This is a genomic window from Tolumonas lignilytica, from assembly GCF_000527035.1.
In the GTDB taxonomy this organism is placed as follows: domain Bacteria; phylum Pseudomonadota; class Gammaproteobacteria; order Enterobacterales; family Aeromonadaceae; genus Tolumonas; species Tolumonas lignilytica.
Genome location: NZ_AZUK01000001.1, coordinates 2,946,582 through 2,961,226, shown reverse-complemented (window position 1 = coordinate 2,961,226; position 14,645 = coordinate 2,946,582). Strand labels below are relative to the sequence as shown.

Below are 14,645 nucleotides of genomic sequence, written 5' to 3'. Positions count from 1 at the left end.
CAACCGCCTCTTCTTATTAGATATTTAGATATTGTTACGATTTACTGAGCTTAACTAAATCTGCGGTGATATTTGCCGCCTCATTCAGATAACCATCAGGGAACTTGATATCTGGTGGTAAGTCGGTTAGCGATTTAATCATCGGTTTACCCATCCGAGTAAGCCGTTCATTATCGCGTTCCAACGCTTTTGCCTCTTGCGTGTTGCGATCCTTGATACGATCAGCTTCATTCAGCGAAATATACTTTTTAGCTTTTTCAGCCTGATACCACGCAATATCTTCTTGAGCATATTTAAATTCAGGATCAGATTTAACACGCTGCTCATGAAGCGCTTTTAGTTTAGGCAACACCGCGGTGAAATCACCTAACTTAGTATATTGTGCTGGTTGAATCTTATCCCATGGTAATGCATTAGGCTCCACACTTTCCCCTGTATCTTTAGGGTCAATCAGCGGTGGAAAACTAATATCCGGTTGCACACCTTTATTCTGGGTGCTGCCACCATTAATTCGATAAAATTTGGCAATGGTGTATTGAACATGACCAAGTTCTTTATCGAAGAAATCATAAATTTTGCCTAAAGCGCGATGCTGTTGCACCGTACCTTTACCAAAACTGTTTTCACCGATAATCAGCGCACGACCATAGTCATTCATCGCAGCAGCAAAAATTTCTGAAGCCGACGCACTATAGCGATCAATCAAAACCGCCATCGGACCATCGTAATATGATTTACCATCCGTATCTTCATTAACTGCAATTCGTCCCATTGCATCTCGTATCTGAACAACAGGACCTTGCTTCATGAATAAGCCGGTTAAATCCGTGGCTTCGGTTAAGGCTCCACCACCATCGTTTCTTAGATCGATCAACAAGCCATCAATCTTCTGTGCCTTCAGTTTCGCCAGCTCTTTCTCTACATCCAAATGTAAATTGACATAAAAACTAGGCACTTCAATCACACCAATTTTTTTGCCTTCTGTTTGAATAATTTGAGACTTAGCAGCTCGATCTTCCAGACGAACTTTATCCCTTACCAATTCAATCATTTGGGTTTGATGTGTTGTTCCTTTTCCGCGCTGTATCTCAAGACGAACCTTCGTTCCCTTGCGCCCTTTAATGAGTTCCACAACATCATCAAGACGCCATCCGATAACATCTACAATTTTACCACTGTCCTGGCCTACGCCAGTGATCCGGTCATCAGGTCGCAACAGCTTAGCTTTATCCGCCGGGCCGCCAGGAATCAGAGAACGAACAACGGTGAAATCGTCGTCCGCTTGTAATACGGCGCCAATACCTTCCAATGACAGATTCATTTCTGAATTGAAACGTTCCGCATTGCGAGGTGACAGATAACTGGTATGAGGATCAATCGATCTGGCAAAAGCATTCATCAGTGATTGAAACACATCCTCGCTTTCGTCTTGTTTTAAGCGTTTAATGGCATTGCTATAACGCTTAACGAGCAATTCTTTAATTTCACTAGGTTTTTTCCCAGCCAACTCTAAATTAAGCTCATCATTCTTGACTCGTTGCCGCCAAATTTCATTCAATGCACTTTCATCTTTTGCCCATGGGCTTTTACTACGATCAAATTCGTATTTATCAGCCCCGTCAAAAGATATTGTTTGATCTAGTAATGATAAAGCATACGCATAACGCTCAAAACGTCGCTTTGTGCTCAGGTTGAACATTGCATATGCATTCTTTAAATCACCACTTTGCAATGCATCGGCGAATTCATTGCGAAATGATTCAAAATTGGCGACATCAGCGGCGGTCAGAACACTGCGGTTATAATCTAAGGCTTGAAGATACAGATCAAAAATCTTTTGAGACATTTGATCATCAAGAACAAAATGCTTGTAATGACTGCGAGTGAATAAGGCGGCGATACGTTTACTAGCGATAGAATGCTGTTCTTCTTGTGCCAGTGGCTGCAGTGAATCTTCAGATATCGGAGGGGGCACCGCATATGATAACCCCACATAAAACACGCCAAGTGCAACTGCAGTGCTCTTGAACAAATTTTTTCTCAAAATAGTGCTCCTTAAGGAACTAAATGTTCCGCTTTTACGCGCACCTGCATACCCGAAGATAACTCAACCTGGACATCATCGCGGGTAACTTCTTTTACATTTCCAGTAACAGGAGATTTACCAACCATCACTTTAATTTGCTGGCCAGTTTTTAATGTAGAAATATCGACAACTGGCTTTTTCTGCTTAGCAGGTTTGTTTGTATTCTTCCGACGAGAAGAGAAAATCTTGTCTTTGCTTTCTTTTAATGCATTTTTTGCATGGGATACATGCTCTTCTGTTAATTCACCGGCAGGATTACCATCTAAATCAACACGAGTAACGCCTGGACGCAATCCATGCAGATACCGCCAACTAGACGTATATTGACGTAAGGCAGAACGCAATACAGTTTTAGAAACTCGAGGGTCGTCAGCTAAGCGAGCGGCTAAATCTTGGAAAATTCCAATTTTCAGGGGACGAGCTTCACCAGTAGCAATAAAACAAGCAGGAAACAGTTCGGAAAGATAAGCGATCAATTCTTTGCTGTTATTGATTTTTTCGTTGTTTTCCATTTACGACCTTAACTAATAAAGATGGTTGTACCAGCAATTCAAGTACCAGACATGCAAGAATATATGAACGTTATACTGTGCTTATACTCTATTTTCAACGTCTGACCTTCTTTCACTCGAAAAATTTAACAAATCTGTATCAAGTATTTCTGATTAATTTTGAGCACTGACATCAAGGCCGAAACCATGGTTTCGGCCTTGATGCTTCTTGATTAATCAGTCGTTTCTTTTGTCTGCGCAGCATATTTTATCTTGGCATTTTGGCGCAGTTGCTCAACTAACGCACCATATGTATCTTCTTGCTTCAATTTAATAAGCTGTTGAGACAAACCTTGCTTCAACTGAGAATCAGCCGATTCTGACGCTACCGTTACTTTTTCCAGAATAAGGATCGATTGATTACCCTGATCATCAGCATACAACCCAGCACTGACTGCCGTACCTGATGGTTTCGCCAATTTAAAGACCGCCTGAGCAAATTGAGCTGGAGAATCAGCCCCAAAACGGGCCAAACCCTTTTTCTCATCTACTTTAGCATTCAGCTTGGTAAGCTCTGCATCAATATTCTGACCAGCTTGAACCTTAGTCAACAAGGCGTTTGCTGTCGCATTTGCCTGTTCTACTGCTTTGGCTTTTTGTAACTTTGCAATGACTTGATCTTTTACTTCTGCCAAAGGCATAACACTGGCTGGCTTATAATCAGCAACATGCAACATCAGAGCAACACTATCTGACACAGCAATTACTTCAGAATTCGTATTTTCATCTCGTAATTTTTCAGAAAATGCCAGTGTTTTTACTGCTGGAACGTTGATAGCTGCAGGTAATTGCTGCGCAGAGATAAAATCAGTTTTATGTATTGGCAATTTGAGTCCATCAGCAACCACATCCAGCGAATCAGGATTTTCAAATCCTAAATCTGACAGCTTCTGTTGTTGCTCAGCAAATAACTCTTTTACTTTGTCATCTACATATTTCTGGCGTACGACCTTCTGTGCTTTGTCATAAGGCGTAACAACTGCATCCTGTTTATCCAGCAGTTTAATAATATGGTATCCGAAAGCTGATTTAACTACAGGAGACAGTTCATTCTTCTGATTCAGAGCAAATGCTGCCTTTTCAAAAGCTGGATCCATAACTCCTTTTTCAAACCAGTCTAACTCACCACCTTGTCGGGCAGATAAAGTATCTGCAGACTCAGCTTTAGCCAACTGAGCAAAATCAGCACCGGCCTTCAATTTTGCCAGCAATTCTGCCGCTTTTTCCTGCGCAGCTTTCTCATCTTTATTAGTGATAAGAATATGCGCAACTTTCAGACGGGCAGGTTCAGTAAACTGCGCTGAATTTTGCTGATAATAAGCCTTTAGCTCAGCATCAGTAGGTCGTATGGATTTGGCCAGTTCCTTTGAATCCAACAGAACATAGTTCAACTTAACCTGCTCAGGCTGCATAAATTCATTGCTATGAGCCTTATAAAAAGCATCAATGTCTTTATCTGTCAGGGTAATTTGTTTGGTGAAAGCACTGACGGGAATTGTAATTACTTTTACATCACGTTTTTGCTGGTACAGTGCATCTAACCTGTCGGCTTCAGACGGTAATGCAAACTCGGTCGTCAATACACCATCTAACCAGAATTGTCGGGACAAATCCTGTCTCATAGAATTGGCAAAAGAGTCTGGGTTATAACCGATACGCGATAATACAGAGATAAATTTCTGATTATCAAAAGTGTTGTTGGTCTGAAATTCCGGCATCTGTCGGATAGCATCTTTAACTTGATCATCACTAAGACGAATACCAGCCTTCAACGCTTTGTGATTCAACAGTACCTGATTGACTAATCGCTCTAATACTGAATGCTTCAACTGAGTCAGATATTGTGGATTACTCAATAACTGAGACGCAGACTCACCATACTGCGCTTGCATCCTTGCTCGTTCATTTTGATAACTTTGTTCCAATGTACGCGCTGGAATAGCCTCATCATCAACAACAGCGGGATCGCTATTAGCAGGACGGTTAAGGTAACTACCAATGCCCGCCAAGGCGAATGACAGAATGATCAACCAAAAAATAAGTTTCGCGACCCGGCTTTGAGCGCCATCGCGTAATTTATCCATCAGCATGTATCTAATGCTCCTGATGCAGTGGATATAAACACAAAAAGCGCATCAGAGGATGCGCTCTATGGTCGGTTAGAAAACAACTTGTAGTCCAACCGATAAGACAATTAATTGAATTCATCGCAGACAAATTAATTAACAGCATCCTTCAATGCTTTACCTGCTTTAAAAGCAGGTTGCTTGCATGCAGCGATTTCGATAGCGGCACCAGTTTGCGGATTCCGACCAGAACGTGAAGCACGTTCACGCACAGCAAAAGTACCGAAACCGACCAAAGACACTTGATCGCCATCTTTTAATGCATCGCCAACAGCTTCGATGAAAGCATCCAGAGCGCGACCTGCTGCAGCTTTGGAGATATCCGCGCTTTCGGAAATTTTGTCAACCAACTGTGATTTATTCACTTTTTTCCCCTTATGATTTTTGCGGCTGGTTATTCCGTTAGAAAACAGCTCTCGGTTATACAAAAGCCGGTTGCGGTTTGCAACCGGCTTTGTATCAGTAATCGTCAGGTTTCACGCTTTCGCGTAAAAAACATCAAATTATGCAATGCTGACTCGCTCTACCGGGTCTTGCAAAGCCAGTTCAAGAACTTGATCTATCCAGCGTACCGGATGAATTTCAAGATCCTGTTTTACATTATCCGGAATCTCTTCGAGATCTTTTGTATTCTCAAATGGAATCACAACCCGCTTAATACCGCCTCGATGTGCAGCCAGCAGTTTTTCTTTCAAGCCACCAATCGGTAATACTTCACCACGGAGAGTAATTTCACCTGTCATCGCAACATCAGCACGAACCGGATTACCAGTTAAACTAGAAACCAATGCGGTACACATAGCAATACCCGCGCTAGGACCATCTTTAGGTGTAGCCCCTTCTGGTACGTGCACGTGAATGTCACGTTTTTCGTAGAAATCGGCATTGATACGTAGTGTTTCAGCCCGAGCTCGAACCACTGTCATGGCTGCCTGAATTGATTCCTGCATGACGTCACCTAATGAACCCGTGAAGGTCAATTTACCTTTACCAGGGACATTAGTCGCCTCAATCGTCAATAAATCACCACCAACCTCAGTCCAAGCTAAACCAACAACCTGTCCGACTTGATTGTGATCTTCCGCTTTACCAAAATCGAATCGTTGCACACCCAGATAGTCTTTCAGATTACCAGCGTTAACCGTAACCTGTTTCAGATCTTTATTGAGTAAAATCGATTTCACCGCTTTGCGACAAATCTTAGAGATTTCTCTTTCCAGACTGCGAACGCCTGCTTCGCGCGTGTAATAACGAATAATATCGACTATCGCAGAGTCTTCAATCGTAATTTCATTTTCTTTCAAGCCATTACGTTCGATCTGTTTCTGAAGCAAATGACGCTTAGCGATGTTGAGCTTTTCATCTTCGGTATAGCCAGAAAGACGGATCACTTCCATACGGTCCAATAATGGACCTGGAATATTCATGGAATTTGATGTGGCCACAAACATTACGTCTGACAGGTCATAATCAACTTCAAGATAGTGATCGCTGAAACTGTTGTTCTGCTCCGGATCCAATACCTCTAACAGGGCTGAAGCCGGGTCTCCGCGCATATCGGATGACATCTTGTCGATTTCATCCAGCAAGAACAATGGGTTCTTAACAGCCACCTTAGCCATTTTCTGGATCAGTTTACCCGGCAGAGAGCCAATATAAGTCCGTCGGTGGCCGCGGATTTCGGCTTCATCCCTGACACCACCTAAAGCCATACGGACATATTTGCGCCCGGTTGCCTTAGCAATAGATTGCCCCAGGCTGGTCTTGCCCACACCTGGTGGACCAACAAGGCATAAAATAGGCCCTTTGAGTTGGTTAATACGGCTCTGCACAGCCAAATATTCGAGGATGCGTTCTTTAACCTTTTCTAAACCATAGTGATCTTCATTCAGCACTTTTTCTGCCAGTTGCAAGTTCTTTTTCACTTTGGTTCTGGCTTTCCAAGGTACTGCAATGAGCCAATCAATGTAACTACGGACAACCGTAGCTTCTGCTGACATTGGCGACATCATCTTGAGTTTTGTTAACTCAGCCAAAGCCTTTTCTTTGGCCTCAGTAGTCATACCAGCATCTTCAATTTTCTTATGCAGCGTTTCAAATTCGTCAGGGGTATTTTCATCTAATTCCCCCAGCTCTTTCTGAATAGCTTTCATCTGCTCATTCAGATAATACTCACGCTGACTTTTTTCCATTTGTTTTTTGACACGAGAACGGATCCGTTTTTCAACTTGTAACAAGTCGATTTCTGATTCCATTTTTGCCATCAAAAACATCAGTCGTTCGGATACTTCTTGAATTTCAAGTACTTTTTGCTTGTCTTCCAATTTCAATGGCATATGAGCAGCCATGGTATCGGCGAGTCGTACTGGATCATCAATTGCAGAAATTGAGGTTAATACTTCAGGTGGGATCTTTTTATTCAGCTTGATATAACCTTCAAACTGACTGACTGCTGAGCGCACCAGAACATCGCTTTCCGCTTCTGGAATATCCACACACTCAAGAGGATAAACAATACCTACATAGTAGGTTTCTTCGTCAGTTAGCTCTTCAAGCAATACCCGCTCAGCACCTTCAACCAGCACTTTTACAGTGCCGTCAGGTAGTTTTAGCAATTGCAGGATGTTGGCAATAGTACCAACAGGATAAAGATCGGCTTGCGTCGGATTATCAGTAGCAGCATCTTTCTGTGCTACCAACAGAATTTTTTTGTCTTGCTCCATTGCCACTTCGAGGCAACGAATTGATTTTTCACGGCCGACAAATAACGGGATCACCATGTGGGGATATACCACTACATCCCGAAGCGGCAGAACAGGTAACACGGTACGATCTGAACGCTGTAAATTCATAAAATTATTCTCTTGGCATATGCCTGAAAGCTGAGCATAGAATCAGTATATGGGGCTATTTCTCCGATATTCAATCTCATTGTCATCAAAAAATAAGAAAGGGGCTTTCGCCCCTTCTTTTTGTTCATATTTCAAACAATTACTCTGCTGATGCAGCCTGTTTTTCCGGATTATCATAAATCAGTATTGGCTGAGTTTCGCCGTTAATGACATGTTCATCCACCACGACTTTACTCACATGCTCTACTGAAGGCAGGTCATACATGGTATCCAGTAAAACGCCTTCTACAATTGAACGCAAACCTCGAGCACCAGTCTTTCGTTCCATCGCTTTACGAGCAATAGCCAATAAGGCATCTTCACGGAATTCCAACTCAGCACCTTCCAGCTTAAACAACGCCTGATACTGTTTGGTTAACGCATTCTTTGGTTCAACTAAAATCTGGATCAACGCGTTTTCATCCAGTTCAGTCAGCGTTGCAACAACGGGCAAACGGCCAATGAATTCGGGAATAAGACCATATTTAACCAAGTCTTCAGGTTCCACTTTGGCAAACGATTCTGACAAAGTCACCTTTTTCTCTTTCGACTTCACTTCCGCATTGAAACCAATACCCGCACCTTGTGCAGTGCGTTGTTCAATGACTTTATCTAACCCGGCAAATGCGCCGCCACAAATAAACAGAATCTTGGATGTATCAACCTGCAGGAATTCTTGTTGTGGATGTTTCCGACCACCTTGTGGTGGCACAGCCGCAATAGTGCCTTCGATCAGTTTCAACAAAGCCTGCTGAACACCCTCACCTGATACGTCTCGGGTAATAGACGGGTTATCAGACTTACGCGAAATTTTGTCAATTTCATCGATATAGACGATACCGCGTTGTGCTTTCTCTACATCGTAATCGCATTTCTGCAGCAGTTTCTGGATGATGTTTTCTACGTCTTCCCCTACATAACCCGCTTCGGTTAATGTAGTGGCATCAGCCATAGTAAATGGAACATCCAGCAAGCGAGCCAGTGTTTCAGCCAGTAAGGTTTTACCACTGCCGGTTGGCCCAATCAGCAGAATGTTAGATTTCCCTAATTCCACACCATCCGCAGTGCTGCCGCTGCGCAGACGCTTGTAGTGGTTATACACTGCAACTGCCAGCACCTTTTTTGCCAGTTCCTGACCAATGACATAATCATCCAGGTGTGCACGGATCTTGTGAGGTGTCGGTAATTCCGTTGCGTGAGGACGTGTACCACCAATATCCCGAATTTCTTCACGAATAATGTCGTTACACAGATCGACGCATTCATCGCAAATATAAACTGATGGACCCGCGATCAGTTTACGGACCTCATGCTGGCTTTTGCCGCAAAATGAGCAATACAACAGTTTGCTATGGTCACTGTCTTTGCGTTTATCTGTCATTCAAAACCTCTTGTACTTACGATTCTGTGCTTATAGCTACACATCCTCTGAATGTAGCGCAGAAAAACCAATCTGTCAGGTGCGTTTATTCAGGATCGCATCAACCAGACCATACTCGACCGCTTGCTCTGCTGACATGAAATTATCACGGTCAGTATCACGCTCGATACGTTCCAATGGCTGCCCCGTATGTTCTGCCAGTAAATTATTCAGTCTCTCTTTGATTTTGAGAATTTCCATCGCATGGATTTGAATATCAGATGCTTGGCCTTGGAATCCGCCCAATGGCTGATGGATCATGACTCGGGCACTTGGCAGACAGAAACGTTTACCTTTAGTCCCGGCAGATAACAAGAACGCTCCCATTGAACATGCCTGCCCCATACATACCGTGCTGACATCCGGTTTAATGAATTTCAGTGTGTCATAGATGGCCATGCCCGCAGTCACTGAACCGCCCGGTGAGTTGATATACAGATAAATATCTTTATCTGGGTTTTCCGACTCTAAAAATAACAATTGCGCGACAATCAGATTGGCCATCTGGTCTTCTACCTGACCAGTCAGAAAAATCACGCGTTCTTTTAACAGGCGAGAATATATATCGTAAGAACGCTCACCCCGTGCAGTTTGTTCTACAACAATCGGCACCAGAGAATTCAACGGAGATGAGATTTGATCATTGAACAAATTGGTCATAGTCAGAATACCTAAAAAAATGGCCCGAATACTTTCGCTTTCGGGCCATTATACGCATTAGATTGTGTGATCAGTCAAATTCTGATTACGCTGCAGCACCAGCTTTGTTAATTACTTCATCAAATGAAGTTTCTTTTTCAGTAACTTGTGCTTTACCCAGCAAGAATTCAATTGCTTGGTCTTCTACAGCCAGATCACGCATGTTATTCAGCAGGCGCTCATTTTTGAAGTAGTAATCAACGACTTCTGATGGATCTTCGTATGCTGTAGCCAGTGATTCGATCAGTGTTTTCACACGCGCATCATCAGCTTTGATTTCTTGTTCACGAATGACTTCGCCCAGCAGCAGACCGATACGAACACGGCGTTCAGCTTGTTCGGTAAACAGCTCATCTGGTAACTGAGGAACATTTTTGCTGTTACCAGCACCGAAACGTTGCAGAGCCTGCTGACGCAGAGCTTCAATTTCACGGGTGACAGCTGCTTTTGGTACATCGATCTGATTCTGTTCTAACAGACCAGACAGGATTTGCTCTTTAACCTGACCTTTCAGTGCCTGGTTCAGTTCGCGTTCCATGTTTTTGCGGATTTCAGCTTTCAGGCTCTCAACTGTGCCATCTTCAACGCCAAAACGTTTGATGAATTCAGCATCCAGCTCAGGCAGTTCTTGCTTCTCAACTTTGTTCAGTTTGATCGCAAATTTTGCTGCTTTACCTTTCAGGTTTTCAGCATGGTAATCTTCAGGGAATGTTACTTCGATATCGAAAGATTCGCCTGCTTTTTTACCCAGGATGCCATCTTCAAAACCAGGGATCATGCGACCAGCGCCCAGAACCAAAGCGAAACCTTCTGCTTTACCGCCTTCGAACTCTTCACCGTCAACTGAACCCACGAAATCCATGTTCACACGCAGATCGTTGGCAGCAGCTTCATCGGCATCGATCCAGCTTGCATGCTGTTTGCGCAGTGTAGTCAGCATTTTGTCTAGGTCAGCGTCAGATACGGTAGCAACTGGTTTTTCTACCTTGATTGCTTCCAGATTCTGTACTTTGAATTCAGGATACACTTCGAAAGAGACAGTGAATGTGAAATCAGAACCAGGGATCAGCTGATTTGGCTCAAGAGTAGGAGCACCAACAGGGTTCAGTTTTTCAGCAACCAATGCTTCAACAAAGTGACGTTGCATAACAGCATCAGCCACGTCAGCAACGATAGCTTCACCGTACATTTTCTGAATCAGCGCTTTTGGTGCTTTACCTGGACGGAAACCATCAATCCGGCGGGTTTTAGCAACTTGATTCAAACGGCTGTTGTACTCTTTTTCGATCTTATCAGCTGGTACAGTGATGGTAAGACGGCGTTCCAGACCTTGGGTCGTCTCTACAGAAACTTGCATTGCATTACCTCGTAAAACTCAGCACGGAGTGCTGTTGCTATTGTTGGTGATCGGTTAACCACCACTAAATAAGATGCGCAAAATGCGACAGTTATAAAATGACGCGCCATTATAGCGATGGAGATTCGACGAGTCGAGGGAGGTCTGCATAAGCTGACGTTTTTTCTAACTAGCTCAAATTAAATCAATCGGGAATGTCGGATTGATGCATTCTTTTGAGAATAACCCCGGCTTTATGCAACAAATGGGCGGACCGCCTGTGGGTCTGGTAAAATCGAGGATTAGTGACCATCGCAGCTAGATATGCTGACTGTGAGGCCGTCAGTTTCTTTGCCGGAATACCAAAGTAATATTGAGCAGCAGCTTCTGCCCCATAGATACCGGAACCCCATTCAATCACGTTCAAATATAATTCATAGATCCGCTGTTTATCCAGAATGGTCTCCAACATGACGGTGATTACGGCTTCATCCAATTTGCGCCATGGTGTTTTGTTTGCACTTAAAAACAAATTTTTAGCTAATTGCTGACTGATGGTCGAACCGCCCGCTACGATTTTTCCTTTAGCCAGATTTTTTTCCCACGCGTTTTCAATGCCATCCCAGTCAAAACCATCGTGATCCAGAAATTTGGCATCTTCAGCCGCAATCAATGCTCGTTTTAATGAATTTGATATGGATGGATAAGGCACCCATGTTTGACGTTTTTTTATCGCGGGGTTTTCCAGTTGCAATATCGCCATCTGTTCATCCATGAAGGCGGTGGATGATGGATCGAACCAGTTATAACTGACTATGCGTAACGCAATACTCAGGTGCCAGAGGAAAAACCAGGCAACACAAAGGATCAGTAGCTTTTTCAGCCACATTTTCCACGACAGATTTTCAAAGCTCAGAAAATTACGACATGCAGTCAGCAACATAAATACGGGATTGCAGATTTCTATTGTCTTAGTTTATCGAAATCAATAAGAAGTGGCGAGTCAGCAACCGCTACATTGCCATTGATGAATAGCGCGTATCCATCGCTGCTTGTTCGGCAGATACATCAGCCAAGAAATCACGCACGTTTTGATAGCATGTAATAGTGCGATCGATATGCAATATCGAAAGCAGGTCGCGAGGTTGCCCCTGTTTACATATCACGCGCATACGACGGCCGTTAGACTGGAGTTGTTTATAGAGATAAATAAGCGATCCGATACCGGCAGAATCAATAAAACACACTGAACTCATGTCCACTAAAACGTCGGTGTGTTTTTGGATCAGGGAGTCAATGATTGGTCTGATTTCTTCAACCATATCATTATTTAATTCGCCGTCGATTGTGAGCACCAGCGTCTGATTCATAGTGTATGTAATGACTGGCATTTTAACTCCAAAATAGTCTAAGCCGATCACAGCTGGCGAATAGGTTCTGGCTCTTAGAGAGATACAGATTTGATGCCAACTTTACACAGAATCATAAAATAATTATATCACCATGATATATAATGGAATTTTTATAAATCGAAATCAGTTTTGCTTTTTTACGGTGCAATGGACTGCAAAATGCAAATGATTTTTCACTATTTTTCGCATATTGCAGTCAATTGGAACGACTAATTCTGCAAATTAGTCCAACGTTGAGGACTGGACTCCTGCCAGATAACCTCCATGCCTTGGTGTTGAATCACTGAAGCCACCTGTTCAGCACTTCGTTCATCACTGACAGCAAATTGTTCCAGTTCCGGCTTGCCGTCAACATAACCACCCGGCTGGGTCTTAGATCCGGCACTCATGGTGGTAATACCCGTTTTCATCAGGAAATCCCGGAACTCAGGCCGTTCTCTGGTGGAAAGAGAAAGTTCGACCTCGGGGTCAAACAGACGATAGGCACTGATAAGTTGCAGTAACTGGCGATCACTCATCGGATATTCAGGCTGAAAACCGCCCGTACAAGGCCGCAAACGTGGAAACGAGATCGAATAACGACTCTGCCAGTACGTCTTGCGCAGATATTGTAAATGCCGCGCGACCATCAAACTGTCAGTACGCCAATCGCCTAATCCCAGCAAAGCGCCCAGACCGATTTTGTCCACCCCCGCCTCCCCCAAGCGATCCGGGGTTTCCAGCCGCCAGCGGAAGTCTTTTTTCTTCCCACGTAAATGATGCTCATCATAGGTCGGCTCGTGGTAGGTTTCCTGATACACCATGACCCCATCCAACCCGATGCTGACCAGTTCACGATACTCCTCTGTAGAAAGCGGCTGCACTTCCATCATCAGATAAGAAACATAAGGTTTGATGACCGGAAACACTTCCCGAAAATAATCCATGCCGGATTTACGTTCATGCTCTCCTGTCACCAACAACAACGATTTAAAGCCCATCTGGCGAATAACCTGACACTCTTGGTCAATTTCTTCCAACGACAGCACTTTACGTTTGATCTTGTTGCTCATGGAGAAGCCACAATATGTGCAATCATTGGCGCACAGATTGGCCAGATAAAGTGGTAGATACATGTTGATGGTATTACCGAACCGCTGACGGGTCAGTTTCTGCGATAGCTCGGTCATTGGCAGCAGATATTTTTCAGCCGCCGGTGAAATGAGCGCCACAAAGTCGGCCAACTCACGTTTACCTGGGCGAGAACAACGCGCCAGTGCCCGTTCTACATCTGCATCAGATTGCTGCAAAATCCACTGTTGTTGCGTTTCCCAGTCGAGTTTTTCCCATTCGTCGTAAAAACTCATGCCAGTGTCTCCAGAAAAGCGGCAAGAGGACTGGAGGCAATCGCCTGCTGATTGACGGCACCCAAGCCGCTTTCGTACGCCATGCGTCCGGCGGTTACCGCCATTTTAAATGCCTGAGCCATCGCGACTGGATCACCGGCCACTGCAATCGCAGTATTCACCAGTACTGCATCGGCCCCCATTTCCAGCGCTGCGGCAGCATGGGATGGTGCGCCGATACCGGCATCGACAATGACCGGTACATTGGCCTGATCGATGATGATTTCCAACATTGCTTTGGTGGATAGCCCTTGGTTGGAACCAATCGCAGCGCCCAGAGGCATTACCGCCGCACATCCCACTTCCTCCAGTCGTTTACAGAGTAATGGGTCGGCACCGCAATACGGCAACACGACGAATCCTTGCTTGCACAACTCTTCGGCCGCTTTAAACGTTTCTATCGGATCAGGCATCAGATAACGCGGATCGGGATGAATTTCGAGTTTCAGCCAATTCGTTCCCAGCGCTTCGCGAGCCAGTTGTGCTGCAAAAATTGCCTCTTTGGCATTGCGAGCCCCAGAGGTATTTGGAAGTAATTGAACGCCCATTTCCCGCAGTGGTTCCAGGATCTGGACATCCGGCTCATCGAGGCGAACTCGCTTCAGCGCCATGGTGACAATCTCAGTTGCGCTGGCGGTCAGCGCCTGCTGCATGATCTGCGCAGAAGCAAACTTACCCGTTCCGGTCAGCAGACGGGAATTAAAGATTTTATCGGCAATTTTAAGGGGTTGAGTCATGA

The 14,645-nt window shown here is 44.2% G+C and carries 12 protein-coding genes; all 12 read right to left on the bottom strand.

Annotation, left to right across the window (positions count from 1 at the left end; genetic code table 11):
* Positions 1–34 precede the first annotated feature (34 nt).
* Positions 35–2,047: a carboxy terminal-processing peptidase gene (gene prc, locus H027_RS0113795; protein WP_024873044.1), complete on the bottom strand. Its 2,013-nt coding sequence runs from the start codon at positions 2,045–2,047 to the stop codon at positions 35–37.
* Between the two features lie 8 nt (positions 2,048–2,055).
* Positions 2,056–2,598, bottom strand: a complete 543-nt coding sequence (gene proQ / locus H027_RS0113790) for an RNA chaperone ProQ (protein WP_024873043.1) — start codon at positions 2,596–2,598, stop codon at positions 2,056–2,058.
* A 212-nt stretch (positions 2,599–2,810) separates the two neighbouring features.
* Positions 2,811–4,727 carry a SurA N-terminal domain-containing protein gene (locus H027_RS0113785; protein WP_024873042.1) on the bottom strand — a complete coding sequence of 639 codons (1,917 nt, stop codon included), beginning with the start codon at positions 4,725–4,727 and terminating at the stop codon, positions 2,811–2,813.
* 128 nt (positions 4,728–4,855) lie between these two features.
* Complete coding sequence (locus H027_RS0113780) at positions 4,856–5,161, bottom strand: HU family DNA-binding protein (RefSeq protein WP_476718423.1); 306 nt, start codon at positions 5,159–5,161, stop codon at positions 4,856–4,858.
* Positions 5,162–5,266: 105 nt separating this feature from the next.
* Positions 5,267–7,615, bottom strand: coding sequence for an endopeptidase La (gene lon, locus H027_RS0113775; RefSeq protein ID WP_024873040.1), 2,349 nt, complete (start codon positions 7,613–7,615; stop codon positions 5,267–5,269).
* Between the two features lie 139 nt (positions 7,616–7,754).
* A complete protein-coding gene (gene clpX / locus H027_RS0113770) occupies positions 7,755–9,035 on the bottom strand; it encodes an ATP-dependent protease ATP-binding subunit ClpX (protein ID WP_024873039.1) in 1,281 nt (426 codons plus the stop codon).
* A 75-nt stretch (positions 9,036–9,110) separates the two neighbouring features.
* Positions 9,111–9,734: an ATP-dependent Clp endopeptidase proteolytic subunit ClpP gene (clpP, locus tag H027_RS0113765; protein WP_024873038.1), complete on the bottom strand. Its 624-nt coding sequence runs from the start codon at positions 9,732–9,734 to the stop codon at positions 9,111–9,113.
* An 85-nt stretch (positions 9,735–9,819) separates the two neighbouring features.
* Positions 9,820–11,130: a trigger factor gene (gene tig, locus H027_RS0113760; protein WP_024873037.1), complete on the bottom strand. Its 1,311-nt coding sequence runs from the start codon at positions 11,128–11,130 to the stop codon at positions 9,820–9,822.
* Between the two features lie 184 nt (positions 11,131–11,314).
* Positions 11,315–12,052: a monofunctional biosynthetic peptidoglycan transglycosylase gene (mtgA, locus tag H027_RS0113755; protein ID WP_081741517.1), complete on the bottom strand. Its 738-nt coding sequence runs from the start codon at positions 12,050–12,052 to the stop codon at positions 11,315–11,317.
* Between the two features lie 70 nt (positions 12,053–12,122).
* Positions 12,123–12,500 (bottom strand): STAS domain-containing protein, encoded by a 378-nt coding sequence (locus H027_RS17915; protein WP_024873035.1) that lies wholly within the window; start codon positions 12,498–12,500, stop codon positions 12,123–12,125.
* 230 nt (positions 12,501–12,730) lie between these two features.
* Positions 12,731–13,867, bottom strand: a complete 1,137-nt coding sequence (thiH, locus tag H027_RS0113745) for a 2-iminoacetate synthase ThiH (protein WP_024873034.1) — start codon at positions 13,865–13,867, stop codon at positions 12,731–12,733.
* Positions 13,864–14,643 (bottom strand): thiazole synthase, encoded by a 780-nt coding sequence (locus H027_RS0113740; RefSeq protein WP_024873033.1) that lies wholly within the window; start codon positions 14,641–14,643, stop codon positions 13,864–13,866. Before H027_RS0113740 ends, thiH begins: the two co-directional genes overlap by 4 nt.
* Positions 14,644–14,645 lie beyond the last annotated feature (2 nt).